We start from the raw sequence: 25,834 nt of genomic DNA, 5'->3' as shown, positions 1-25,834 counted from the left end.
AGAGGTAGCAATGCGCAAGATTAGGTTCCAACCGGTCGTTGTCTCGATGATGGTCATCGCTCTTTTTACGGGCTGCACATCCATACGCAAGCGTCTCGTAGGTTTGCCGGGAAGCCCACCCGCGGAGGGTTCACGCGCGGTTACGGATGGTGGAATCAAGATCTCCGGCTGGAGCGGGAAGGTCGATGCCGCTGAGCAGAAAGCTGGCATGTCAATTTCCGATGCAAGGCTTGCAGAGGAAACCGGTGCATTTCACATCACGACTGGGCCAGCTGTTAGTTACTGGAAGACTGGTTCGATCGTCACAGGAAATTACACGGTGACAGCGACCTTCAATGAACCCAGGTTCATGAATCTCAATTCTCATCCCCATCCTTACGGGGTCTTCATCGGCGGGAACGATATGGGGACTTCATCCCAGACCGCGTTCTACTGTGGCGCGTATGGAGATGGGAGATTCATAGCGCGTGGGTTTGGGCCAGCACCGTTCCGACTAAACGGTCTCTTTGGAGAGAAAAATCAAGCCATCCATAAAGCTTCCGACAAAGGCCAGCCTGTAACGCAAGACATCGCACTCTCGGTCAAGGACGACAAAATCACTTGTTCGATCAATGGAACTGCGGTCGGCACATACGACAAAGCCACACTGACTGGACCCAAGAGGCTCAAGTCATTCGACGGTTCTTATGGCCTTCGTTTTGCACATAATACGGACGTATTTGTGACGAACTTCAAAGTGCAACAGCAGTAAACCTTGAGAGCTCTCTTGCTTTACCTAACTTCACACAAGCTTACGAAGCAGGTCTTCAAAGGGAGCTGTAATCAAGTCCAGATCGATTGCGCTCCAGCGCTCGATCGAAGGAGCCAATACAGCATGAAAACTATTTTGAGGAACGTGTTCTTTGCCTTTGCTGCAGTAATGATTACTGCGCTGGCCGTCGCGCAGGGAGCTGGAATTAGCTACGCCGAAGTCCAGTTCATTCCCCAGCAGCTCGCGCCGAATGTCTACATCCTTACCGGCTCGCCCGGTGCAGACGCTGGCCATCCCGAGGCAGCGGGTGGTCGTCGGTATCCTGGCGGGACCTGAGGGAGTGTTGATGGTCGATGCGACCTACGCGCCTCTTTCCGGCAAGCTTGCTGCCGCAATCAAAGAGATCAATCCCGGTCCGATCCGGTTTCTGATCGACACCCACTATCATCCTGACCATACTGGCGGGAATCCCAATTTTGCAAAGATGGGTGCTCTCATCTTCGCCCGTGAAGAAGTGAGACAGGCTCTCATCACGCCACCTCCTCCGGCAGTTCTGGCAGCGATTGGGGATGCTGCTTCTTGGAAAGATCCCGAGCGCCTTCCCATCGTGACCTACGGAAGCAATTCGCCGTTGAAGATTCACCTCGATGGTGAAACGGTAGACCTCATCCCCCTTCCATCAGGCCACACCAACGGCGACACGATGATCCGCTTCGAGACGGCCAATGTCATCATGATCGGCGACTTTTACCGCAACTACGGCTATCCGTTTGTCGACGCGACTCGCGGTGCCTCATTCAAGGGAACGCTCGAAGCCATCGATCTGTTGCTGAGTACCGCTGATGCAAATACGAAGCTCGTGCCTGGGCATGGGTCGTTGCCCACACTCACAGATGTCAAAGCCTATCGCGACATGATCCTCGACATTCGAGCCAAGGTTCAGACGATGGTGGCGAGCGGAAGTTCGCTTCAACAGGTGATTGCTGCGAAGCTCACCGCTCCATATGACGCCAAGGTTCCGGGTGGGACAGATCCCTTGCCCGCTGGCTTAGGCAATAGTGCCGATCGGTTTGTGTCGGCTCTGTACGCGGAAGCGAAGGCAACACGTTAGCTCCCCGCCGATCGGAATACCGGACCCATATGATCCTCCCCCACATAGAAACAGTGCTCAGGAGCAACCAGTGAAAACTCTGAAGACTTTGAAGATCACGTATTGGGCAAGCACAGGCTTGTTTTGCTGCGTGTTCCTTTTCACCGGGACCTCGTATCTGCTGCACACGCAGATTATGGATACGAAATTCCGTGAAATAGGCTTTCCCCTTTACATCATGAGCCTGATCGGAATTCTGAAAATAGCCGGCGCTATCACCCTCTTGGTACCGAAATATCCAAGCCTCAAAGAATGGGCTTATGCAGGTTTCGTCTTCGACTTCGTCGGAGCGGCATGGTGCCATTTCGCCGTTCAGGGTTTCGGCCAAGGGGTGAGGCTCGTGATTCCAATCACGGTCGTTTCCATCTCTTACTTCACCTACTACTGGCTGAACGATCAGCCGGGACTGTCTGCCCCGGTCGCCGAAGAACACTCCGCGCTGTAGGCGGTCTGCTGGTCCTAAGCCCAAACAACTGATTGTTCAGAAGGAAGTTTCCCTCAAATGAAGAATATCCCCGCATTGATTCGCTCCAAGTTCCATCTTGCAGCTCTGGTGCTCCTCTGTCTCCTTGGCGGATCGAGGATGCAACTTGTGGCCCAGGCTGTGTCCTCATCTGCCGTGGCAGAGATCGCCAATCCAGAGCTTCCCGATTCGCCCATTCCGGTATCGACATCTCAGAACGAGCGTCCTGGTGCTACATCTCAGTCATCATCAGTCCCGTCTCCTGCGCCCAATCCGAATTACCGCCCCATGAAGGTGCGCGAGAAGCTCTTCCTTTACGACTTGATTGGACCGGCAGCATTCCTCGTACCCGCGCTTCAGGCAGGTGTCGACCAAAGCCGCACGTTGAAGGTTCCATATCCTCCTGACGGATTTGTTGGACCGGGAAACCATCCTGAGCACGGTGCCATACCTGAGTGGGGCGAAGGTGCAGACGGCTACGCGAAGCGATATGCATCCAGGTACGGGCAATACCTTGCAGGGACAACCTTGCGCTACGGACTCGGCGAGTTGTTGCGCCAGGATGTGACGTACCATCGCTGCGATTGCACCGGCTTGATGAACGGGGCACACGGAGTCGAGGAGTTCGGACCGTGATTAGCGGCCGTGCTCCTCGAGGTACTTTTCTACTTCCAGAGCAGCCATGCAGCCTGAACCGGCGGCGGTGATGGCCTGCCGGTAGCGGCGGTCCTGAACGTCACCCGCGCAGAAGACGCCGGGGATGACGTGGCCGTTGTGCGTGGTGAAGACGTTGTCCTTGCTCCTGATGTAGCCGTCCTCGTCGAGATCCATCTGGCCGGAGAAGAACTTCGCGTTGGGAATGTGGCCGATGCCGAGGAAGAAGCCGGAGAGCGGGATGTCCTTCACGTCGCCGGTCACGGTGTGGCGGACGCGGATGCCCTTGACTTCTTTCTCTTCGACGCCGAGGACTTCTTCGACGACAGTGCTCGTGAGGAACTCAATCTGCGGGTGCGCCATGGCGCGGGCCAGCATGATCTTGCTGGCGCGGAATTGTGCCGAGCGGTGGATCAGGTAAACCTTGGTCGCGAAGCGCGTGAGGAACATTGCTTCTTCCATGGCGGAGTCTCCGCCGCCGATGACGCAGATCTCTTTGCCGGAGAAGAAGAAGCCGTCGCAGGTGGCGCAGGAAGAGACGCCGTGGCCGATGAGGGCCTGTTCGCTGGGCAGGCCGAGCCAGCGCGCGCTGGCGCCGGACGCGACGATGAGCGTGCGGGTGTGGACGATCTTGTTGCCGAAGTTGAGGACGATCGGCGACTTGGAGAGGTCTGCGCTGACGAGGTGACCCATCCCGACTTCAGCACCGAACTTCTTGGCCTGCTTGCGCATGTTTTCGACGAGTTCGGGACCCTGCACGCCTTCAGGCCAGCCGGGGAAGTTTTCGACCAGCGTGGTGATGGAGAGTTGGCCGCCGGGCTCGTGGCCTTCGATGACGAGCGGCTTGAGATTGGCGCGTCCGGTGTAGATGGCGGCGGTGAGGCCGCCGCAGCCGGAGCCGAGAATGACGGTGTCGCGCGTGGTGGTTTCGGTGATGACGGTGTTCGACATGATCTTCCTAATCTGTTGTGGCTGGTTGTGTCCCATCGCCGATTTGCGAGGCACACATTGGAAACGAGGGCGGCGAGTTTCGCCGCCCTCGTCTGTGTTGCCGTTAGCTAACTGACCGCTGGTTCATCTCTCATGGACGAAATGCGTGACACACCAAACGCTCCTGCAGCAGCGATTACTGACATCCAGAGAGCCCAGCCAACGTATAAGCCGTGATTGATCAAAAGGCCTACCACGAGAGGTGCGAGAACAGAGGCAATCGACATAACGGATTGATTGACACCCATCACCAGACCCTGACGCTGTGGTGAAACACGTTTTGAGAGCCGCGCCGTGATCGTCGGCCTGAGTACCGCCGCACCACTATGGCTCAGGGTAAGGAATACCAGTGTTACGAGAACGGTATGGCTCAGCGAGAGCAGACCAAATCCGATGGCCATCAGCAGGAAACCAGTGAAGACCAAGGTGCGCTCCCGGAACCACCGTACAAGGTGTCCCAGAGCTATCGCCTGGAAGAAGAAATTCAGGAGACCGGCGTAAGCGAACATAAACCCTGCGGTCTGCGGTCCGATCGGCTCTCCCCCCCAGGTGACGCGCCCGGCCAAAAACAAAGCAAACCCGGATATGAATGTGTTGAAGACAAAATAGAAGAGAGACAAGAGAAAAAAGATCCCGCTTGTCGCTGGATCGCGAAAGCAGTCCAAGATTGGTTTGACGGGAAGCAAAGTCTCGGACGGCCCTTTGTGCTCAGCCTTTATTCCCTTCGGCAATAGAATGGCCGTCGCCACGATGCTGAGGGCTGAAAGAACGCAAGCTCCCCAAATCGGCGTCGTCAGGCTGTGCCTGGCCAGAAGCCCCCCGAGACTTGGCCCAACGAGCATGCCCAGGCCAAAAGCAGCTCCGACAATACCGAATGCCTTTGTTCTCTGTTGGGGTGCTGTATTGTCCGAGACGTATGCGTGCGCGACCGAGATGTTCCCCGCGGTCAAGCCGTCGATGATCCTTGCCAGGAAGATCAGCCATAGGGTGTTCGATAAGGCGAGCAGTATGTATCCCGCAAGTGTGCCGATCTGGCTAATCACCAGCACGGGTTTCCTGCCAATCCGATCTGAGAGCTGACCCAGCGGAGGTCCAGCGAGCAACTGACAGAGAGCGAAAACCGACAGGAGCATACCAACGGTGAAGGCGGAAGCTCCAAAATGCTCTGCGTAGAAAGGCAATAGAGGAATCATCAGGCCATAGCCCATGATGTCTGTGAAGACGATGAGAAAAACCGGCACAAGAACTTTGCCGATAGGAGGAGCGAACGGGGTGTTTGGAGTTTGAATCGCGCTTGTCATAGTTTTCCGTCCTAAGCAGGTGTTTCGTCCGGGTGTACCGGGGTTGTGAAACCCTTCCCAAGGGTTGGGTTTGTAGCATCACTCCTCCTGCGGAGAAAATCCGCGCCCGTAACATCCAGACGCGGATTACCGCATGGAGATCCCGGGGCTTACTGCACGACGGGCTGAGCGATTGCCTCCAGTGCCGCCACCACGGTTTCCGCCTCCACACGTCCGGTCATGTAATCCGCATCGACGTGGGAAAACCGAATGATCCCAGAGGCGTCGATCACATACGTGGCGGGCACAGGGAGCTGGTAAGACCCTTCTCCATTGCGGAGTTCTAGATCGTTGTTGAACCGACTTTTGCCGAGTTCCTTCACCCCATCTCCCACTTGAAAGACGATGCCAAACTGCCGCGCCACCTTGTTCTTGAAGTCGCTGAGGATGGGGAAGGTCAGTTGGTTCTTTTCGGTGGCGATAATTCCGCCATCCGGTTTCTCAGGCGAGATCGCGACCAGTTTCGCGCCCAGTGCCTGAATCCTTGGCAGAGCCGCCTGCAGTTCACGCAGTTCGAGATTGCAGTACGGGCACCATTCGCCTCGGTAGAAACTGATGACGAGCGGCCCTTCAGCCAGCAGACTTTCGAGCGAGACTTCATGGCCGAATGCATCCGGTAGGGTAAACTCAGGCGCGGCATCGCCAACTTTCAAAGCGTGATCCAGCACGTCGGACGAGCGGACCCGCTCCATGTCACCGGAAATAATGCTGAACTTGTCTCCAAGTGAAGCCTTGACCTTTGCCTGTATTGACTCTGCCGCCTGTTTGTAAGCCATATTGATCTCCTGAGTGCCACGAGTTGACTATCTGTAGCACTCGATACATAATGAGAGGACGACTCTCGCGTGTCAAGCATTATTTGCAGCACTCGCTACAGAATGAGAAAGGTCGCTTATGGCACGGACTTTGGAGTTCGATTACGACACCACCCTGGAACGGGCGACCCGCCTCTTTTGGAAGAGCGGCTATGCAGGCACTTCGCTGCGCGATCTGCTGAAAGAAATGGGTATTGGAGAAAGCTCTTTCTACAACACTCTGAAAAGCAAGAAGCGAGCCTACCTGGAGTGCCTGAAGCATTACAACGAGACTGTTGATCGGAAGCGTTCCAAGGAATTTCTAGAGGCACCCACGGCTGCGCTGGGCGTACGCGCGCTGTTCAAGGACATCTTGGAATCTCTCGACAATCCCGATACACCTTCGGTCATTTGCATGATGGCTGGAAGCCTGACGCACGAAGTACTTGATGAGGCTGAACTGCGACAGTACATCGAAGGGCGAATCTCCACGCTCCAGAACGCGATGATCGCTCGGATGAGCGCCGATAAGCGGGATGGACTTCTCGCAGAGGGCTTCGAGCCTGAGCTTGTTGTGCCCGTCGTCAGCACTTACATGCAGGGCCTCTGGCGGATGGCCCTGGTGTCTTATGAGAGAACTCGCTTCGAGCGGCAGATCGATGTCTTTCTCACCGGACTCGGACTCTAAAGCGCATTTGAACAGAGATGAAAACTGGTGAGCGCGCTGGCATCTAGAGCTAGCGAGATAGGCGTCTGCAGTATTCAAAGCGCCGCAGGCCGTAAAGGGGGAAGGTGCAGTGCGACTTGAAGTCGTTTGAATGATTGTTCAACACGAAAGGAGTGAACTGAACCTGCGGTTCCGTCCGCAGTAGCCTATCGACATCGGCGTGGCTGGTAACGGCTGGGTCGAATAGCTGTCGAGACAACCACTCTCTTTCCTTTGGATAGGAAGAACTCCGTGAGGCGTTTTTCCGCACTGCAAGCGTCGAAGCGGTGAGAGGGGCAGGCTGAATGATATGTCCAACACATGTGAACTGCCGTAGGCACCGTCATCCCCACAGAGCCAAAGGCGCTGTCAGGCTCCAGCCAAAAGGCATGCGGCCGGTTGCTTCCATCTGCACTTGGAGCACACGGACAGAAAGGCCGCCGGTGTACAGGCAGGGACTAAGTCATTCGTGTCGTTCAAACGGAACAAGGTAAGCCCGATGCTTCGCCCTCTCGGGGGCAAGCTGTGCCGCAAGGCAAGCTGTCGAGGCAGCGGGTAAAGGATACTTCGAGTCTCGCGAGAGACTCAAGAAGGCCCGCGCACGTCGCTGATCCCTGTGCGTTGTTACCCCGGCCCCGCTTGCGCGGGGCTTACCAACGGCTTGAGCCGGATGATGGGAAACTATCACGTCCGGTTCTAAGGGGAGGGAGTGGCAGCAATGCCACTTCCTTACCTGACGGAAGGGGGAACGTCTTCCTGCCTCGCAGCCGGCGAGCGGGGGCCGGAAGCAAACGGGATGAGAGTCCGGGAGAAACCGAAGCGGGTCCTCCCGGCGCCCGAAAAAGAAAAGCCCCGGACGAATCCGGGACTTTTCATGCAGACAGGGTTATGCGGCCTTCTTCGCGGAGCCTCCTTTCTTGGCAAGTGTGGCTTCGACGGGCGGCTTCTTTTCTGCCCTGGCCTTCTCCTTCGCCGTGAACTCCTGCTTGACCTTGAGAGCGATGGCATCGGTGTTCACCTTGTACACGGTAGCGGCCTCGTGAAGCACCTGAGCCGGGTTATGCCGGGTGCTCATGTAGAGGATGGTGGCTTCAACCAAGACACTGCCCAAGACGCTTTCTTCGGCACGACGGAGATAGGCCGCAAAGAGCTTACCGAGAGAGTCGGTGTCTTTGGCCTTCTTGATGCCGTACCTGCGGGCAACGATGGACAGACGGTTTTCGTCCAGCAAGGATGCCAGCCGTTCGGCGACGAAGAGTAAGTCGCGTTTCATCAACCACCGGAACGGCTTCGGCGATGGCGGCGAGGGTTCGGATGCCGGTAGTGTTGGCAATCGCAGCCTCCCTACGCTGCCGCTCCTCCTGTGCCTTCGCTTTCGGGTCATCCGCGACTTTCTGCGAACGCGGCTTGGGGTGATGCACTGGGCAGGTTTGCTCCGTGCATACCTTACGCAGTTCGCCCTTGTCGATGCCCTCTGAGATGATGGCTTCGGTGGTGAACTTGCACGTCTTGAACTCCGGCCGGGTCGCCTCTTCTTTGCTGGTGGGCTTGTCGGGACGGACTTCAACGTACTTGTTACGCGGCAAAGTCGCGCTACCCTCCTTCTGCTGTCCATAGGCCGTGCTGATTTGCACGAGCTTGGGCTTGGCCGCGATGGTCTTGGCGACGTGTCCATCTACCTTGGCCTGATAGCAGTTGGGCGAAGTGCAAGCATCCAACTTGCCGAGGTCGGAAAACAGGAGTTTGTTATGCCCTGTCCGCATGGGGCAGTCAACGCAACTCCCGGCTGCTGGTACAAGCTGCCCGTCCCGCTTGTCGAACGGCGCGAGTTTCAGGATGAGAAGAATGTTCGACTCAATCCAGAAATGCAGACTGCGAACGGGGAGCAAGATGCGTTTGGCCTTCTGTCCACCCGCGCTCCAATCTTCCTTGAAGCAAGCGGCAAGCGCCTGTTCCTGCTGGCCGGGCTGGAGCTTCGCCAGCAAGAGCGCATGACCGACGCCGATCTCCTCGCGGTAAAACGCATCTACGACGTTCTGCGTTAGCTCGGTCAGTTTGAGACGAGAGGCCACATACACCGGACTCTTGCCCGTCTTTGCGGCAATCTGTTCGATGCTGTACTTCGGGTCTTCCAAGTTGAGAAGAGCACGGAAGCCGTTGGCCTCTTCTATCGGGTGAACGTCGCGGCGCTGGAGGTCCTATCCATCCGGCTCCCCAACCGAGCACTCCAGCGCCGAAAAGCGCGCCGAAAAGCCCTGGAATCGCGTCCTGGAACCGTCCACTCATCATGCGAATTCCCGCAAAAATGAGCCCTCCAAGGCAGATAACGGCCCCAGCGTACATTGCGAAAGTTTTGAAGGTTGTCATCAGCGTTTGAGCGCCAGAGAAGTCCATCGTTCCCTGAGCGTGAGCGACGCCGCTTCCGACACCCGCAAACACGAGTGCAGTAAGCGTCGGTCCCATCACATGAAGAGCGTGGCGGAGGGATTGCTTTGAGAGGGGTATTGCCCACCGTTTGGCGGAGCGATTGGACGACCGATTGAGAGGCTTTCCCAACCGGATTGCGTGGCGGATTCTGAGCATCTTTGCACCTCCGCTGACTCTGTGTCAGCATGGCGCAAACGTAAGGGTGCTCAGTTCGCGGTGTCCAATAACAAAAGGGTGTTTGGCTATTCCAAAACGTAATAGACGATGCTTGGAATGCTCCTTAACGAGGGCACTCGGGGGCGTCTATCTGGCTCGGAGAATTGGAATGGACTTCATATGCTCTGTGATCTGATGGCGCGTAGCCCGGTCGAGCGGTAGTTCCTTCTGGATCGCAGGCCAGAGACTCATCACCGTGTCCGCAGTTTCTCTGGCGATATCGAGCACCAATTTGCTCGGCACCTGGGCTTTTCGAGCAAAGCGCTCCAACAACTCCAGGTTTAATTCAGTTGGAGATTTTTCCTTGGCAATCGAGAGCGCCAGCCGATCATCCGCGATGTAGCGCACGGTCGATACGAAATCATAGGCGGGTGCTAGCAGTGGCATATGTCCGTCCGGATAGATAAGGGACCAGTTCTTCAGGTGCATATCGTTGTTGCCGATGGCCACGTTAAAGATCAGCCGACGGATAAACTCGGCGAACTGTGTCTCATCGGTCAACCGCCATAGATCGTTAGCCATATTCGTATAGCTGTAGTTCTTGTATTTGGCTTCCGAGAACTGGCCATAGAGCTGATTGAAGTCCTCGATATGGATGCGTTTGCCATGAGAACCACGATCAAATCGCCGGATGTAATACGCGTTTCCTTTGAACTGCTGCCAGGGCTCCGGAATGCCGGGAATCTCGTCCAGTGGAATCAACCCGATTTCGGGCACCTGAATCCCTATTGCACGCGCAAACTCCATCATGGAAAACTCGTTCTCCGGTAGCCCCGGATACGCGGGCGACGGCAGTTTGACAATCCAATGGCCGCCCATGCTGGAGGCGGGGATGGAAAGCTGGCGGTCGGGGTTTCCGATGGCGGAGAGTTTCAACTGCACGCCCGCCAAGGAGAATCGCAGTACATCCCGGCCTGCGCGCGCGCGGGTCACTCCGGGATTCTTTTCTGACGGGGGCAGGGTGCGGCCCTCCGCATCGCGCACCGTCACAGCGCCAGGAAGATCGTTTCCCAACAGCCAGAGCAGGAAGAATTCTCGCTGTGCGTTGACTTCGCCGTGCTCGGCAATGAACTGCCGTAACGCCCCTTCGGGGAGAAGATTGGAGAAGAACGGCGGCAACCTGCGCGTCACGGGGCGAACATTCGTGATCGGATTGCGGTAGGCATCGTAAAAGCTCAGACTCAGGACAGGACGGTTCTCATCGGAGACATACGCCGAATCGAAGACGAAGAGGTTCTGGTCGTTCGGCAGGTTTGTGAGTGTGCCCACCAGGGTTTCTCCAAGGCGCACTTCCAGTACCGAAGGCCGATTCGTATTATTCGCTGTCTTCGGCATCTTCCGGCACTCCGCCTACCAAGGGAATATTTGCCTCTGAGGCTAGAACCTGGCTCCGGCCCCCTGTGGCGTGTCCGACAAGAGCCTGCACGGCTGGAACCAGATGCTTCGGGATCAGCATGGGTTCCATTTCCAGAACGCGGGCCATCTCCAGCAGAGTGGAGACCCGGAGGTCGCCGCCGCGCTCAATACGGGAAACGGCGCTTTGGGGCTGACCGATGCGCGAACCGAGATCGGCCTGGGTGAGGCGCTTCGATTCCCGTGCTATTCGAACTTGTCCCTGAATATATGCCATGAGGTATACCCATGGAGAATTATATCTCTAAAGATATGTTTGCGCCCTTGTGCCCACGCTTTGCCAAAACATGCCAAAACGAGGGCGCAATTGTGCCCATTTCGTACTCTCCTCGCTTTTTAGGAGGGAGTGTTCGCCTTTTATTCGCTTTCCATTTTGCGGAGCCTCTGCCGATATCAGGCAGAGGAGAGGGGCGGAAAACGCGAATAATGCCGCAGGACGGCAGAGGTCTCAGGTCGATTTTGAAGGGTTTAGGAGCGTTTTTAGGGGAAATTTGAGGGCACAACATGGACACAATAACGGTTCCTCGGTGTACCTTTTAGGGCCTATTGGAGCCACCCATTGCCCGGCGTTTCTATAAGTTACGGGTTTTAGGCTCACTGTCACGGCAGAGGTCGCGGGTTCGAGCCCCGTCGTCCCCGCCATACATTCCAAAAGACTTACGGAATCTATGGCACCCAAGTGACATCAAAAAGGTAGAGGTCGTGGGTTTGATATGGGTGCGATAAGCAGCCTATCCTGCTTTTTGAGGGTGTGGTTCAACCTTCCTTTCACCCAGATTGGGAACCATCATCCTTACAACCTTGCTCTGCGCTGCCCGCTTGTGCGAGCTCGTTGCCTGCGTATAAACGTCTAGCGTGATTCTGCTGTTGGCGTGCCGCAAGAGCTCCAGAACGGTTTTGACGTCCTCTCCGTTGGCCTTCAGCAGCGTGCCGAAGGAGTGCCGGAAAGTATGCCAACCGATGTTTTTGTGGATGCCGTTCGCCTTGGCGACCGGACGAATGTGACGCTTCATTAAGTTGTCCGGCCAGTACGGCTGTTTTCCCCTCATAGTTTCACTGGCGAAGACAAAATCGTCCTCCATTGGATAAGCACTCCGGCGACGCCAGCGTTGCAGATCCTCCGCCATGTAGATGTCGAGGGGAACCGGCTTGGCAGAGGCCTCCGTCTTGCAATCTCCGACTACCTGATGCCAGATGGAGCGAGTCACACTGAGTTCAAGATTGGTAAAGTCATGCCAGATGGAGCGAGTCACACTGAGTTCAAGATTGGTAAAGTCCACATCCCGCCACCGAAGCGCGAGAAGTTCGCTCACGCGTAGTCCCGTACCGGCGTCCAGGAGATCTAGAGTGCGCTCCCTTGGTTCGAGCTTACTCAGCAGAAGTTGGAGTTCGTGGAATTCCAGCACATCGGGAACGCGTTCACGCTTCGCGCTTTGGCGAACCAGTTTGATCGGATTTCGATCCGTCCACTCGTATCGCATTGCGTGAGTAAAAATCGCGCTCATAAGGTTCCGAATCTTGGCTCGTGTACCGTTGGCCCGCTTGATTCCATCCAGCCATTCTTCGACGGCAATGGACTTTACCTGGTCGAGCGTGTGATCTCCCCAACGAGGAAGAATCCAGTTCTGCAGGTTGTATTCATAAGCAGCTCGCGTAGAGAACGCTTTTCTGCCATTGCGATCACCGGCAGCCCCGCCCCGAAGAGCATCGAAAAGAGGCCTCGCATCTTCCCCTCAAAGAACATCCACTTCACGAACAAGAGCGCCAGATTCAAGTGTGCATGCGGACCGGCAAAATTGTCGATCGGCGTTCCAATCGGAATGTCGTGCACCGGCTCCGGATTCCCGAAAGTGTCGATATTGGCCACCAAAATGCCGAGCAGGGCCACGCCGCGCAAAATATCGATGCTTGAAAGTCGTTCACTCTTCTCTACGGGAGAAACCATCGCGCCTGACATTGTTGCATCTTCCTGAGCGGTAGTAGGGTAATCAGTGCAGCTTTCGACACCTTTGACTCCGATCTGCAGAACTGGGTTCGGCGGATTAAACACCAGTGCCGCATCCTTATTCCATGAGGACCTCCAGATACGTTGTTCTCCCAGGTAGCAAAGTATCTATTGAGCCCGACCTTAAATTCTGTAATCAGGTGAGGGGAAACGCGGAGTCACGTTTCTATGGTGGTAGAGCGATCTCTAGGGGGCAACTACCGGTGGTGGCCGCATTGTCGCTTTTCAAATTAAGTGGGTTCTGGCGCACTTTTGGTGAAGGTGCCCCGGCAGGTGTAGATCTGTATGGATGAACCGAGGGACTTTGATTCCGAACCACTCTGAAGTGAAGCTGATCTGTCTTCGCCAGAAGGCGGGAACGGTCCAGATAGAACTCCGTGCCTGCCAGCCTTCCTCTCTTTGCCCGGGCTGCAACCGCCGTTCCGCCAGGGTGCATAGCCGATATCGGCGGACGGTCGCAGACCTACCCTGGGAGGGACTTCCCGTAAAGATTCTGCTCCAGACGCGGAAGTTCTCCTGTAGGGACGAGCGATGTCCACGCCACATCTTCACAGAGCCGTTGCCTGGAACGGTGGCACGCTATGCTCGGCGAAGTCTTCGCTCGTGTGAAGCACTCCGTTGGGTTACGCTCGCGCTCGGTGGACGAGCAGGCGCGCGGCTGGCCCGTAAACTGGGTTTGCTTGCAAGCGGATCGACGCTGCTTCGAGAGCTCCGCAGACAGGCGCATCCCTCTGCATCCTCTGCACCGCGAGTGCTCGGCATCGACGAGTGGGCATGGAAGAAGGGGCATAGGTACGGAACCATTCTCTGCGATCTGGAGCAGGGACGAGTGATTGATCTGCTGCCGAACCGGAGCACAGAGACAGTCGCAGCGTGGCTGCGTCAACACCCGAGCGTAGAAGTTGTGAGCCGTGACCGTGCCGGAAGCTTCGGCGCAGCCATCGCGAGAGGAGCGCCTGCGGCGACACAGGTGGCGGACCGCTGGCACCTGCTGAATAATCTCTTCGAGACTCTAACCCGATCCCTTGAGCGCCATCGTCCTTTGATGAGAGAGGTTCGCGATCTTCTGGAGCCGCAAACAGTTCCGCACTTAGCGGTTGAGCAACCAGCCACAGAAGCGCACAAGCGAAAAGAACAGAACCGGGCACGACGCCTGGAACGCTATGAAGCCATGAAACGGCTGGTCGATGGCGGGATGAACCATTCTCAAGCTGCGCGGCATATAGGGATCCCGTTACGCACCGTGCAGCGATGGATGGCCTGCGGGCGTCTTCCCGGAACGCAAGGAACGCAGGCTTCCGAACACGGTCGATGAGTTCGGCGAGCATCTCGAGAAGCGCTACCGCGATGGCTGCAGGAACGCCACCCAGCTCTGGCGCGAGATCAAGCAACTCGGCTTTTCAGGCAGGGGTTGCAGCGTCTGGCGCTGGCTTCGAAGGCGCTTCGGATCCAGCGGAGAAGTAAGCGTCTCGCGGGGCGCAAGCAGGGCATTTCCCATCTCCCCGCAACACGTCGCCTGGTTAATGCTTAGAGCCAATCTCTCCAAACACAGATATCTGCAGGCGCTCTACAACGCGTCGCCGCAGATCGCAGCCATCGCACAAACAGCAAGACAGTTCTTCGAGATGATCCGTGCACGCGATGCAACCGTCTGGCCACGGTGGCTTCAGGAAGCACAGGACTCGCCGCTTGCTTCCTTCGCAAAAAGACTGACACGAGACCAGAATGCTGTCGATGCCGCACTCAGAATGCCCTGGAGCAACGGCATGGTCGAAGGTCACATCCACTGGCTGAAGCTGCTCAAGCGACAAATGTATGGACGCGCCGGCTTCGATCTACTCAGGCTGCGCGTTCTCAACCCGGTCTGAAATCGCAGGCAGAAAACACGAACGCAAACTCGCATACCCGCTTCACCAAATGTGCGCCAGAACCCATTTATTGTGATAAACGACACTCCAGGCCGATGCCTATGCGGGATTTCATCACTCTATGAAGGAGGAAGGATCGTCGAAGCCGCATGTTGGCGCATACGCGGCGCAAGTTCCACGACATCTTCGCCGCTACCGCGTCGGCTACTGCGTCAGAGGCCATCCGGCGCATCGGCTTGCTCTATGCCATCGAAAAGCAGATGCGCGGCAGCCCGCCGGAGATCCGGCTCGCAGCCAGACAAGCACTTGCCATACCCGTGATGGAAGCTCTGCGAGTCTGGCTCGATCAGACACTTCAGACCCTCTCCTCCAAGAGCGATATGGCCGGAGCGATCCGCTACGCGCTCACGCGTTGGACCGCACTCACACGCTATCTCTAAGACGGCACCGTCGAGATCGACAACAAAGCCGCCGAACGCGCGTTGCGTGTCGTCGCACTTGGACGCAAGAACTATCTCTTCGCAGGATCCAACTCAGGAGGAGAACGCGCCGCCGCGATCTACTCGCTGCTCGGCACAGCAAAGCTCACGGGATTAACCCGGAGCACTATCTCAGATACGTCTTCACCAATATCGCTGACCACCCGGCAACCGCATCGCAGAGCTCCTGCCCTGGAACATCCCGACCGTCCGCAGCAACAAGATAACCACTGACACCTAAATAAGTGTCCACCTAAAATAAGTGGAAACTTAGCCTGCAACTCTGAACCTGCATCCGCCAGGGGAAGATCAAACGCTTACGCCCTTCAGAATGCCTCTACACTAACAAACAATCTGGTTCAAAAGGTCGGGCAGACCACTAACGCTTAGCGAACCACCAGGGTCAAGCCTGCACTGCTTGTGTCGCCTGCACTGTCCGCTGCCGTGACAAGAATGCCGCTGGAGAACGCAACGTCTAGGGTACTGGCCGCAGAGGCGGAACCGAGATAAGCAGAATCTCCACTGTAAGTCGCTGACAGAGTCTGCGAACCGATTGCTAGCGAACTGGTGGTAAGACTGGCCACACCTGAAGCTACCGGTGAGGTTCCCAGCGCTGCGCTAGCAGAAGAAAACATAACACTTCCTGAGGGGCCAGCACTTGGAGAGACCTGTGCTGTAAGTGTCACAGGACTACCAAGAGTCGGGGCCGCTGATGAAAGGGACAGTGTTGTTGTGGTGTTGATGAGCGCAGGCCCCGAAACGGGTGCCTTTCCACTGCAACCAACGTTAGACGATAGGGATACTAATGTCAGGATCAGGAATAAGAAGGGGAGCTTGCGACGACGTGGCCTGAAGAGCATCATCAATCCGGCAAGGCTTCCCGTAACGGCAACAGCCATCCAACCATGGTGAGTCACACTAGCACTCCCCGACCCTGAGCGAACAATGAGAGGTGCTGAAGTTTGAATCGTCAGTGTTGAAAAAATGACTCCGCCATCCCCTGCAATTGGAGTGCTGAAGGAGCACCTCAGCCCATCTGGCAACTGCACGGGACAGGAGAAAACGAGAGTGCTTGGTGTGAGCACAACAGAAGCGGCCGGCGTCACTGTGACTATCACGCTTCCTGCTTGATTGGGTGCAATTGTCAGCGTCGACGCGCTCAGCCTGGTGGTAATGGCCGATGCCAAGATCACTACAACCGGACTGGGAGCTATACCCAGGTAATTTGAGTCTCCCTCGTAGTTTGCAGTGATCGTATTGGCGCCTGACTGAAGTTGCGACGCTGGTACCGTTACGAGAGCAGTTGAAATCGTCCCTGTCGCAGAGGAAGCGCTCGCAGTAATGGTTTGGGAGCTGAGAAGGGCGCCCGTCGTGGTGTTTGTGAACGTGACGGTACCCGTCGGATTGAGGCCATTGATGACGCCAGTCACTTCAACGGAGAAGGAGACGTTCTGGCCCAGGAGTACGGATGTCCGCGTAGCCGAGAGTGATGCATTCGTAGCGGCTTTTGAAACGGTGACTGATACTCCGGCGCTCGATGTGCTGGGAGAGAATGTGGCATCGCCGGCGTAGTGAGCGAACAACTCATAGGTGCCTACGGGCAAGCCGACGGCGGTGGTCCTCCCCTTAGCCGCGGTGAGTGTGAGCTCGGTCACTGAGTCGTTGCTGATGGTATTGCTGTTGCTGGTGATGCCAACATCGCCGCTAGGAACGCCGGTTGCTGGCGCGACTGGAGCGACGACAACATTGACGGCGATGGTTGATGTCGCGCCGTAGGTCGCGGTGGTGATGCCGGCGGAGGAGATGGTGATTGTGCTGGGAAGAAATGTTGCGGTAGCAGTGCTCCAACCCTGGACGAGGTTGTACGCATTGATGGTGCCGAGACCAGTGACAAGATCGTATCCCGTGGTGGTGCTATACCCGGGCAGCACGCCGAATAGATCGGAGGATACAGTCGGCGTGCAGTTGGGAAAACCGTTGACGCAATCAACGGCATTGCCGCTTTCGGTAACGTCGTAGAACATGCAGGGATTTCCGGCAGCAACGGTGGCCGAGTTGCAGGCAGTTGCGTTGCTTCCCGTGTATTGTGCCGTGGCAAGCTTATACAAGACGTAGTTCACGTTGCCCTGCTTTGACGCGGTCTTCTGCTGCAGAAGCGCCATCATGCCGGAGAAAATAGGAGCTGCGAAGGATGTTCCACCTGCTCCTTCGAGCGCGTTGTTGACGTCGCATACGCCATTGGGCGTAATGTCGGACTGGCAGTAAACGTAGAAGCTTCCCCAAAGACCGTTGCCAGCCATGAGCGATATATCGGGCAAATCACGTGCGCCGTCATTTGGGATTCCCGGGACACCGCTTTGCCAAGACGGCTTGGGATAGCCGCTGATGCAAGGGACGCTGGCATTTGAGCCGGTAACAGCGCAGTTGCTTACACCGCCTGAGCCCCCTTCGGTTGTGAGGAAGGAGTTGAAGTTCACATCGTTACAGAGCGACTCCGCGGTTGTATCCGTAGTGTCGCCGTTTGCCTGCAGTGCGGCGAGAACATCAGGGTTGCCGCAGCTATTATTCCAGGCGGATTCAGGGAGATAGCCTTTGGAGGAAGCGAGGGTGGTGGGATCATTGTTTGCGTTCCAGTACGCGGTCGGGTTGTCGAAGGTGGAGTGAAAGTCGGTTCCGCCCACCGCCACGTTGTAAGGCGTAGAAGCAAAGCCGCTGACAGCGAGGCCTCCGTGCGCGTATTGCGAATTCGGATCGCAAGTAGCCGATCCTGAATCGCCCGTGGCAACAAGAACGGTGATTCCTTGCGCCGCCGCTTGTTCCCAGAGAGTGTTGTAGTGCTGATTGCCAGCCGTTCCCATAGAGGCTTCACACAAGCCGTAACTGACATTGAGAATCGTCGCTAGGTTGTTGTTGATAATGTAAACCGCTGCACCGTCGACACCGTTTGTAGCAGTACCATCTGCTGACACCACGAGATCAATCGTCGCATTTTTCGCAACTGCGCCGGACCATTGCACATCCAGATCAGCTTCGTTCTCATTCTCATTCATACCCGGGTCGCTACCGTAGACAATAATGTTAAGCTTTTTGGCAGGGAGGCCGAACGTTGCGCGAAAGTAATCGATATCGGCTGGGTTAATGTTGGAGTCGCTGACGATGGCGATGGTTTGGCCAGTGCCATCAATACCTGCATTCCAGAGGGATGTGATGTTATAGATAGCGGCGAGATCGTAAGGCGCAAGCAGATGATAGAGAGTGCCGGCGTCGGTGGTGGTGAACTCAGGCTGTGATCTAGGAGAGGCTTTGACCCATGCGCCAGAGTCACGCTTCACAAGCTGCGGCTTGGTGTGAAGTGGACTGCGCGGGAAGTTGTTCAGGGACGTGAAGCCGACAACAATATCAGCAAGTGCCGTTGGAATTTGTGGGTCGTTTGCATTGGCAAAGTACGACTTCCCCCACAGGTTATAGGTATGAAGCGTTGTATGGAAAGCAGATTTCAATTGAGCGTGTGTACCGGAGAAGATCACTAAATTTCGTCCCGCCACGGCTTCCTCAAGTTGAAAACCGTGCCCGGTGAGCCAGTCATTAATTTTCTGAATGTCTTCGGCCGCCACGCCGAATTGTTCGCCATATTGAGCGGGTGTTAACCACTTGTGATAGTTCGGTGACTTTGGATTTTGCTGGTCGTCCGTAAACTTATCGAGTGCGACACGCCGTGCAGGGCTGCTCTTCAAAACAAGAATGGTACGTCCGAGCTGCAGCGAATCCAAAGCAGCTCCCTGATCCGCCGCCGAGGTCGCAAGTGGGTGAACATTACCAAGCAACGTGATGAGGCTGGTATCGTCAATGGCCCGCGTAATGAGCGGAGCTGCCTTCGCAGCTTGAAGCGGAACCTGAGCGATCATCGTGATTGCCGGTAATCCTGTCAGAGAGAGCAGAAGAAAATATTTGTACAAGGATGCGGGGAAATATTTCATGCTCGCTCATCTCCAAGGTGATTCTTCGGATAACGGTGGAACAGGAGTCTGGATGTTGTATCCAGACTCCCAACTGGTGAATGTTGATTACTGAGTGACGGTAAGCGCGATCGGCTGGGTCTGTGTAAGGCCGCCGGACGTCACCGTGACGGTGAGCGTGTACGTGCCTGCCGTGGTGCCGGGGTACTGATTAGCTGTCGTGGTCGTTGTGGTGCCGCCGCTCGAGCAACCACTCATACCTGCAGCTCCAAGTCCTAGCGCTACAAGAACGATTGCAGCAAACAAAGTGGGAAGACGGCGACGTTTCGGCCAGAGCAACAGCAGCATACCTGCAAGGCTGACTCCGCCCAGCGTAGTTCCCCAGGGCGATAGCGGTTTAGCGTTTCTGGCCTGATACGTATTGTTGGGAGGCGTGGTTGCGATCACGATCGTAACGCCTGCAGACTGTCCGGCGCTTAAGGTCATGCTTGTTGAACCTGCGATGCAAGAGGTTTCTGCGGGAGTACCCGTGCAGGCAAGTTGCACGGTGCCACTAAAGGTCGAGTTCGCCGCGATCGACAACATGACAGTTCCCGTTGCGCCGCGTGGGAGCGTCAAAGTCGCCGGAGTCGCTGTGATGGCGAACGCTGGAGCTACGGTGCCGACGACAAGAGTGACGGAGGCATTCGACTGGTTGTGGTTTGCGTCCCCCGCAAAGGCGGCTGTAATGAGATCGCTACCCGCAGGAAGTGCGGTTGTCGTCAGCGTAGCCACCCCGTTCGCAATCTGTGCGGTTCCTGCTGGAGTGCCATTGACGGCAAAAGAAACCAACCCTGTCTCAGTCACACCCGCACTCACTATTTGGCCGAGGGTTGCAATCAGTGTGACAGCGGTTCCCTGAGCTGGCGTCGGCGAGTTTGAAGTGAGCGCCATGCTGGTAACGCCCCGATTGACAAAGATGCCGGTGCCATCGAAGGTGGAGACGATGAGGTCGATTCCGCCGCTGTTGGTGAATTTGCCCACGAGGGTGAAGGCATTTTCGTCATAGAAGCCAGGGTCCAGAGCAGCTCCTGCTACATAGGAGTCTGGCACGGTGACTGCCGGACCGAAGTTACCTCCGCCTAGGTTGGGCAGTATCTGCACCGCTGAAGGTGAAGCGGACTCAATGTACTGATTGTTGGTTTGCACAAAGGCGAGGTCCGGAGCTCCATCGCTGTTGAAGTCTGCGTAGCTGCCCCAAATCGGCCAGTGACCACCATCAGCGATGGTGACTTTGCCGAAGGAGTAGTCGCCGTTACCAGGAAGAAGAAGAACGCCCGCGGTGTTAGGGAGAATCGTGCTGAGGGCTGTGCTCCATTGACCTGCGGTAAGCAGAGTCAAATCCTGCTTGCCGTCAACGTTGTAATCGCCCGCTACGATGTCAACAACTTCGTAGTTGGCGAGGATGATGGCCTGGTTCGCGATCGCGAAGTTGCCGCTATCGTCGCCAACATTGGGAATGACATATACATTGCCTGTGAAAAGCGAGGTATGGTCGATCGCTGCGATATCAAGCTTGCCCTTGCCTCCAGTAAAGTTGATGAGCTTGACCATGTAGAGGCTGTAGCCAAGAGGTATGAATGTGGCCGTCTTGAAAGTGCCGTCACCATTGCCGAGGAGAGTATAAAAGCCGGATCCTGAGCCGTTCTGTCCACCGCAAGCGGCGACGATGTCTGGAATGCCATCGCCGTTGGTATCGCCAACGTCTGCATAGTTGAGCTGAAAGCAGGTGGTGGTTCCGAGGTTCAACTGGGTGACTGGCCCAAACTTTCCATCGTGGCCTGCGGTTACAGTCGCGAGAGAGTCCGCGAAACCGCTTCCGGTGGCGAGAAGAATAGTTGTGGTGGTCGCATTAGAGATTGTGACTGGCTGGACATAGCTGAGATTCGTACCGGTGGCTGAGCCGATGCTTCCTGCTGAAGCAATCGTCGTGAAGGTGTAGTTGCTGGACTGATTGGCGGCGCCAGCACCGTTTCTGTAACCGATAACGACGTCTGTCGTGCTGCCATTGGTGGTCGTCTGCGCGATCAACTCCGGAACTCCATCGCCATCGACATCGACCGCGGCATCCACGCGTATGTTCGTTCCGTATGTTTCCGCGTTGGCTGCGGTGTTGGTTCCGGTGACCATGGGCGACGCCAGAAACTGGCCGCTCTGAACCCCGGCAGCGGCACCAAGGTTTTGGTAATAGGTGTACTGGCCGATACCGCTATCGGCGCTTACCAGCGAGTTGTAGGCGCTGCCATCATAGTTTGCGGGCGCGGGCTGGAAAAACTGTGGCGTGCCGGCAATGATTTGCGCAGGCTCAGCTGTGAACACGCCTGCACCAGCATTGGGGAAAACAGCGATGGAACCTGTGCTGTACACGACCAGATCTGAGAGACCATCGCCGGTCATGTCGGCAACGTTCAGTGTCATGGTGCTCTGCATAGCTGTGCTGAGCAGCGTAGGCAAGGCCGGCGGCGGAGCGACCGGCGGAACGTCGATTCCGCTGAAGGCAAAGTTCGGATAACCCACGAGCACGTGCGCAGTAATCGGGTTGCCGGAGGTGAAGGGGACGTCCCATACCGCGCCGTCGGCCTCCATGAAGACGAAGTCAGTTGTGGCGAATCCACTGCCGACCGTGCCGGGGGGCGGGAGCTTCGGCGTGCCCTCGCTGGTCAGGTTGGCCGAAAGGAAGGAGACGTTGGCTACAAAGATATCGGCGTTAGGGATCAAGATCTTGGTGGGCGCTACAGGTGCCTTGAATGTGCCATCGCCATTGCTCAACATAGTGCCAACGACGCTGCCGCCGTTGAAGCTGGCATTGAAAGCGTTGTCTGTGAGGACGAAGGCGATGCCGGAGGCCTTGATGCCATCAGTAGTGAAGACGGAGGAAAAGTTTAAGGCAGAAGAATAGTAATCGGGGAAGGTGGTGACTTCCTCGGGGAGAGCCGTCAGGCGTCCATTACTGTTGTTGACGTATGTGATCTCAGAAAACGACGTTTCGATGGTGGGACTGAACGACGAAACGATATTCAGCGTGACGATATCGAGAGCGCCATCGCCGTTGAAGTCGCCGACCATGATGCTGCTACCGGAGGAACCATACCAGGCTGCACCAGAAGCGAATTTCACCGGGTAGGACGCCGGAGCGGCGAAGGTACCGTCCCCATTGCTGAGCCAGATGACGATGGCATTGTTGTTGAAATCCTGGCCGATCAGGTCGGTGAAGCCATCATTGTTCATGTCCGCAGCAATCACATTCTCCACGAAAAGAAGAGCGGTATTACCGTTGTCGTTGGAGATAACCGGAGTTACTGAAGCGATGTTGGCGAAGGTGCCGGGGTTGAGGATGACGTCGATGACACCGTCGACTTTGACGGTCGCGACGTCCATCTTTCCATCACCATTGAAATCGCCGCTCACGGAGCTGTACCCGATGTTTGGGTCGCCATCGACCGCGTTCACATAAGGTGCGCTGATGAAGCCGGGAAAGTTCACATTGCTGCCGCCAACGCCGCTCGCGTCCGGGTGAATTTGGGTTCGCGATGGTTTACCGCCCGATGCGGCGGCGGCCCGCTTCTTCAGCTCATCAAGCTCAGGAGCCATTATAAGGTCGAAGGGCGACCTCGCCTGCGGCGCCCTATTGGCAGACTCACGTTTCGGAAGACCTGCTGGACGAGTTTCCCCCGGTTTTCCCGCGGGCTGGTTGCTGGATGGCGACAGGGCAGAGCTAAGGACGTTTTGGGCGTGACTCGAACTTGGAGCCATCGAGATTCCAAGCGCCAAAACGGTTAGCCAGCACACAACAGAAGTCTTCGTCGTCATTGAATCTCCTTGCGAGGTCAGCATGAACATTGGTTGAATCTTGTGATTGAGTAAGAACATACTCACAAGGCGGGGTCAACAAAACAGTTCCAAACCAATCCAAACCGCACCAATGTCAAAAAAAATGAGGAGGATACGGATTGAGCAATCGACTGGGCTCCCTTTCGCATCGGCCGCTGAGCAAGAGTCGGTCCTCGCGAAACGGCTCAAAACCGGACGCGCTTCCCTCCGGCAGAGTTGGCTCAAACTGTCCGGTGCGATAGGAACCTAGATTGCTTTTCAGGAGGACAGCGTGAGCAAGCGCCTATCCGCGACTTAGTCGATAGAGCTTCAGATTTCAACGGGAGGAGCTTCCAACCAGTGACGTAGTCTTATGGAGATTCTCGTACGCGTGCAGCTTGGAGAGTGGAAGGAAGCCTGAATCTGCGTTCTCCCATAGATGCTTTAAAGCTTGGAACCCCTTTTCAGCCGCTTTGCGGTTTCCGAGCAGTTCTTGCGTATGGGCGAGTTCCAACTCAGAAAGGATGACGTAAATGGGAAAATCAGCCTGTGCTCGATGTTCTATGACGCGCTGAAACTCTGCTGCAGCCTGCTCGAATTTCTTGGCCTGGATATAAGCCAAACCTCGATAGTACCCCGGCGACAGATCCATCGCTACACAGAAATCGTAGGGCCGCGTCTGCTCAAGAGACTGGATTGCCGCAGCATATTGCCGCTTCTGTGCATGAATTTCAGAACGAGCCGCCGCAAGCAGAGCAGCATTCACAATCGTGTTGAGTGGTGCGCGCGCGTTTGCAGCTTTCGCAAGATACTCGGCTCGAACTAAATTGCCCGTCTTGGCTGCGGCGCGGGCGGCTGAGGCTTGCTCAGCAGGATCTTCGGTCTCGAGGGTAGTGATTACCTTTAAGTCAGCGGCAGCGTAGGCCAGGTAACCAAAATCGGCTTCGATACTGACCTTATCCAGTTGGATAGAGGTTGAGTAATCGAGAGCTCCCTGCTCGATTGCGTTCTGCCTGGCGTGAAAAAAAAGCTCACGCGCCTTGGCAACTTGCCCGCGAGACATGGCAACCCAGGCGTAGTCGTCGACGACCAGATTCTCCTGAGGGTTTCCGCGAACAGACTCCAAAATTCGTTGCATGCCAGCATCGTCATCCTCCGCGGCGGCGGCGCGAAAACAAACCCTCCTGAAATATATTGGCGCCCTAAGTGTGTGAACCGGATCCTTGCAGAGTCCGTCAACCTTCGCATATTCGCCAAGGCCGAGGTAGGCAAAAGCCAGATTTCCGTAGAGAGCCTCGTTTGTTGGATCCAGTTGGATGACTCGTAGAGCAAACGGTAAGGCTTTCTCAGGTTGGCCCATTGTCAGATAAATATTCGCCAGGTTGTTCAATGGAACGGCATCACGCGGATAAATGGTGCGCCAACGCTCATAATCCTCAATGGCTAGCAGCGTCTCACCGGTCGCAAACTCGTAGTAATGCGTGATGATGTAAAGCCTTTCGCGGTCCGTAGCTCGGCCGCGCAAATCGAAAGCTTTTTTGTTGTACTGCATACCGAGAGCATAATGACTCGTGTTGTAGTAAGCCGTGCCCAAGCGTGCGTACGCAAGTGCAAACTGCGGGTCCAGATCTATCGCTAGTCTGTAGCTGGCAATTGCGCCGCCGTTAGGATCAAAGCGGGTTTCCTCGCCCAAGGTAAAAGCCTTCAACGCCGCTAGAGAAGCAGTAGTCGCCTGCATGAGTGGCACATTGAATTTTTGCAAGCTTGCTTCTGGTTCGCCAAGCCGACGTCGCATTCGCTCGGTGGCTAGATCAACCGCGGACAAAATCGAAGCCTGTGTGGTAGCATCAGCCTCCTGCGTCGTCAACAAACCTCCGGTACCGCACCGCCATGCGGAGAGTGAAATCTGATATCCCTGCGTCTTGGGGAGAATACGGCCCTTTAGAAGAACTTGCGCGTCCAGCGAAGAACAGGTCTGCAATTCTGCCTCAAAAGTCATTTGCTTCACGGCCTTAAGCTTCGCCCGAAACTTTTGGTCCGAAACGAGGCTCAGATATGGGGACTCCTGCAGTTTTAGCTGCACTGCGGAGGAAAGAGTCCCATCCAAATCAGGATTTCCGGTGCTGTTGATAAACGAGCCGACGACAACGCGGTCCTGGTCGCTGACAAGAGATCGATTGACATATTTATACATCGCGGCACAAAAGACGATCAAACCCACGAAGGTGAGGCCAGACCAAAAAGCGAAGCGTCTCGCGCGAGAAAGACTGGGGACATCACTCGAAGCCCCCAGGACATCGCCCGCGTTATCGGAGCCCTCAACGACAGCATTTCCAATTGCATACGGCTCGAAAGACGATGTTACGTCTCCGATAAACTGATATCCCCGGCCTTGGATGTTTTTGAAAAATCGCGGGTTGACCGCTCTGTCACCCAACGCTTCTCGCAACTTGCCTGCGACGACATAGAGGCTATCGTCGACCTCGATCAGCGCGTCACTTCCCCATAGTCTTCGTCCGAGTTCATCTTTGGTTACGATTTTTCCAGGCTGCTCTAACAGAATCAGCAACATCTGAAAAGGGAGCTCTTGGATTTTGCGACGTTCTCCGTCTTGCCGCAGTGTGCGGAGCCTGACCGACACCTCAAAGATGTCAAAAAGATAGATCTCACGGCTAGAAAGAGGCGCCGTCGAACGAGTCATGAATCAATTGTAGTAGGCAACATTCTCTACCGTTCGGGTTACGGGGGTTTCACTCATGCACATCATTTCATC

General features: G+C 56.0%; 20 protein-coding genes and 2 pseudogenes. 9 read left to right on the top strand and 13 right to left on the bottom strand.

What is annotated here, in order from left to right; translation table 11 throughout:
* Nucleotides 1–10 precede the first annotated feature (10 nt).
* The 5 genes from ACIPR4_RS11695 to ACIPR4_RS11675 all read left to right on the top strand — a co-directional run bounded on the left by ACIPR4_RS11695 (nt 11) and on the right by ACIPR4_RS11675 (nt 3,000).
* Complete coding sequence (locus ACIPR4_RS11695) at nt 11–751, top strand: hypothetical protein (RefSeq protein ID WP_013568868.1); 741 nt, start codon at nt 11–13, stop codon at nt 749–751.
* A 123-nt stretch (nt 752–874) separates the two neighbouring features.
* Nucleotides 875–1,087, top strand: coding sequence for a hypothetical protein (locus ACIPR4_RS22735; RefSeq protein ID WP_187290167.1), 213 nt, complete (start codon nt 875–877; stop codon nt 1,085–1,087).
* Nucleotides 1,002–1,862 carry an MBL fold metallo-hydrolase gene (locus tag ACIPR4_RS11685; RefSeq protein WP_083811920.1) on the top strand — a complete coding sequence of 287 codons (861 nt, stop codon included), beginning with the start codon at nt 1,002–1,004 and terminating at the stop codon, nt 1,860–1,862. Before ACIPR4_RS22735 ends, ACIPR4_RS11685 begins: the two co-directional genes overlap by 86 nt.
* A 70-nt stretch (nt 1,863–1,932) precedes the next feature.
* Nucleotides 1,933–2,346, top strand: a complete 414-nt coding sequence (locus ACIPR4_RS11680) for a DoxX family protein (RefSeq protein ID WP_013568867.1) — start codon at nt 1,933–1,935, stop codon at nt 2,344–2,346.
* A 57-nt stretch (nt 2,347–2,403) separates the two neighbouring features.
* Nucleotides 2,404–3,000 carry a hypothetical protein gene (locus ACIPR4_RS11675; RefSeq protein WP_013568866.1) on the top strand — a complete coding sequence of 199 codons (597 nt, stop codon included), beginning with the start codon at nt 2,404–2,406 and terminating at the stop codon, nt 2,998–3,000.
* Here ACIPR4_RS11675 and trxB read toward each other — a convergent pair whose 3' ends face one another.
* The 3 genes from trxB to ACIPR4_RS11660 all read right to left on the bottom strand — a co-directional run bounded on the left by trxB (nt 3,001) and on the right by ACIPR4_RS11660 (nt 6,124).
* Nucleotides 3,001–3,969 carry a thioredoxin-disulfide reductase gene (gene trxB / locus ACIPR4_RS11670; RefSeq protein ID WP_013568865.1) on the bottom strand — a complete coding sequence of 323 codons (969 nt, stop codon included), beginning with the start codon at nt 3,967–3,969 and terminating at the stop codon, nt 3,001–3,003.
* A 107-nt stretch (nt 3,970–4,076) separates the two neighbouring features.
* Complete coding sequence (locus ACIPR4_RS11665) at nt 4,077–5,309, bottom strand: MFS transporter (RefSeq protein ID WP_013568864.1); 1,233 nt, start codon at nt 5,307–5,309, stop codon at nt 4,077–4,079.
* A gap of 149 nt (nt 5,310–5,458) precedes the next feature.
* Entirely contained in the window at nt 5,459–6,124 is a 666-nt protein-coding gene (locus ACIPR4_RS11660; RefSeq protein WP_013568863.1) for a peroxiredoxin-like family protein, read from the bottom strand.
* A 118-nt stretch (nt 6,125–6,242) separates the two neighbouring features.
* Between ACIPR4_RS11660 and ACIPR4_RS11655 the strand changes: the two genes are divergently transcribed.
* The gene (locus ACIPR4_RS11655; protein WP_013568862.1) at nt 6,243–6,830 is read left to right on the top strand and encodes a TetR/AcrR family transcriptional regulator; all 588 of its coding nucleotides are present in this window, start codon (nt 6,243–6,245) and stop codon (nt 6,828–6,830) included.
* A 904-nt stretch (nt 6,831–7,734) separates the two neighbouring features.
* Here ACIPR4_RS11655 and ACIPR4_RS23115 read toward each other — a convergent pair.
* From ACIPR4_RS23115 to ACIPR4_RS11630, 7 genes and pseudogenes are all read right to left on the bottom strand, one after another.
* Nucleotides 7,735–7,959 (bottom strand): hypothetical protein, encoded by a 225-nt coding sequence (locus ACIPR4_RS23115; RefSeq protein ID WP_245536316.1) that lies wholly within the window; start codon nt 7,957–7,959, stop codon nt 7,735–7,737.
* A 40-nt stretch (nt 7,960–7,999) separates the two neighbouring features.
* Nucleotides 8,000–8,983, bottom strand: a complete 984-nt coding sequence (locus ACIPR4_RS11650) for a ParB/RepB/Spo0J family partition protein (protein WP_245536551.1) — start codon at nt 8,981–8,983, stop codon at nt 8,000–8,002.
* A gap of 61 nt (nt 8,984–9,044) precedes the next feature.
* Nucleotides 9,045–9,311: pseudogene (locus ACIPR4_RS23110) on the bottom strand (hypothetical protein); the annotation flags it as partial.
* 267 nt (nt 9,312–9,578) lie between these two features.
* Nucleotides 9,579–10,826 (bottom strand): type II toxin-antitoxin system HipA family toxin, encoded by a 1,248-nt coding sequence (locus ACIPR4_RS11645; RefSeq protein ID WP_013568861.1) that lies wholly within the window; start codon nt 10,824–10,826, stop codon nt 9,579–9,581.
* Nucleotides 10,807–11,121, bottom strand: a complete 315-nt coding sequence (locus ACIPR4_RS11640) for a helix-turn-helix domain-containing protein (protein ID WP_013568860.1) — start codon at nt 11,119–11,121, stop codon at nt 10,807–10,809. Before ACIPR4_RS11640 ends, ACIPR4_RS11645 begins: the two co-directional genes overlap by 20 nt.
* Nucleotides 11,122–11,635: 514 nt before the next feature.
* Nucleotides 11,636–12,409 (bottom strand): tyrosine-type recombinase/integrase, encoded by a 774-nt coding sequence (locus ACIPR4_RS11635; protein WP_049780872.1) that lies wholly within the window; start codon nt 12,407–12,409, stop codon nt 11,636–11,638.
* A gap of 74 nt (nt 12,410–12,483) precedes the next feature.
* On the bottom strand, nt 12,484–12,861 hold the full coding sequence (locus tag ACIPR4_RS11630; protein ID WP_041586062.1) for a DUF418 domain-containing protein: 378 nt from the start codon (nt 12,859–12,861) through the stop codon (nt 12,484–12,486).
* 337 nt (nt 12,862–13,198) lie between these two features.
* Here ACIPR4_RS11630 and ACIPR4_RS23105 point away from each other — a divergent pair, with 337 nt between their 5' ends.
* The 3 genes and pseudogenes from ACIPR4_RS23105 to tnpC all read left to right on the top strand — a co-directional run.
* Nucleotides 13,199–14,224 carry an ISL3 family transposase gene (locus ACIPR4_RS23105; protein WP_245536315.1) on the top strand — a complete coding sequence of 342 codons (1,026 nt, stop codon included), beginning with the start codon at nt 13,199–13,201 and terminating at the stop codon, nt 14,222–14,224.
* Between the two features lie 208 nt (nt 14,225–14,432).
* On the top strand, nt 14,433–14,777 hold the full coding sequence (locus ACIPR4_RS23100; protein WP_049780868.1) for a transposase: 345 nt from the start codon (nt 14,433–14,435) through the stop codon (nt 14,775–14,777).
* 85 nt (nt 14,778–14,862) lie between these two features.
* Nucleotides 14,863–15,497 (top strand): annotated as a pseudogene (gene tnpC, locus ACIPR4_RS23095) (IS66 family transposase); the annotation flags it as partial.
* 145 nt (nt 15,498–15,642) lie between these two features.
* Here the strand turns inward: tnpC and ACIPR4_RS11615 are convergent.
* The 3 genes from ACIPR4_RS11615 to ACIPR4_RS11605 all read right to left on the bottom strand — a co-directional run bounded on the left by ACIPR4_RS11615 (nt 15,643) and on the right by ACIPR4_RS11605 (nt 25,633).
* Nucleotides 15,643–19,233 carry an Ig-like domain repeat protein gene (locus ACIPR4_RS11615; protein WP_013568858.1) on the bottom strand — a complete coding sequence of 1,197 codons (3,591 nt, stop codon included), beginning with the start codon at nt 19,231–19,233 and terminating at the stop codon, nt 15,643–15,645.
* 87 nt (nt 19,234–19,320) lie between these two features.
* Entirely contained in the window at nt 19,321–22,842 is a 3,522-nt protein-coding gene (locus tag ACIPR4_RS11610; RefSeq protein ID WP_245536314.1) for a beta strand repeat-containing protein, read from the bottom strand.
* 556 nt (nt 22,843–23,398) lie between these two features.
* A complete protein-coding gene (locus ACIPR4_RS11605) occupies nt 23,399–25,633 on the bottom strand; it encodes a winged helix-turn-helix domain-containing protein (protein WP_245536313.1) in 2,235 nt (744 codons plus the stop codon).
* Nucleotides 25,634–25,834: the final 201 nt, after the last annotated feature.

The sequence above is a fragment of the Terriglobus saanensis SP1PR4 genome (genome assembly GCF_000179915.2).
GTDB lineage: Bacteria > Acidobacteriota > Terriglobia > Terriglobales > Acidobacteriaceae > Terriglobus > Terriglobus saanensis.
The sequence above is the reverse complement of the archived record's forward strand: the minus strand, read 5'-3'. Positions and strand labels throughout refer to the sequence as shown.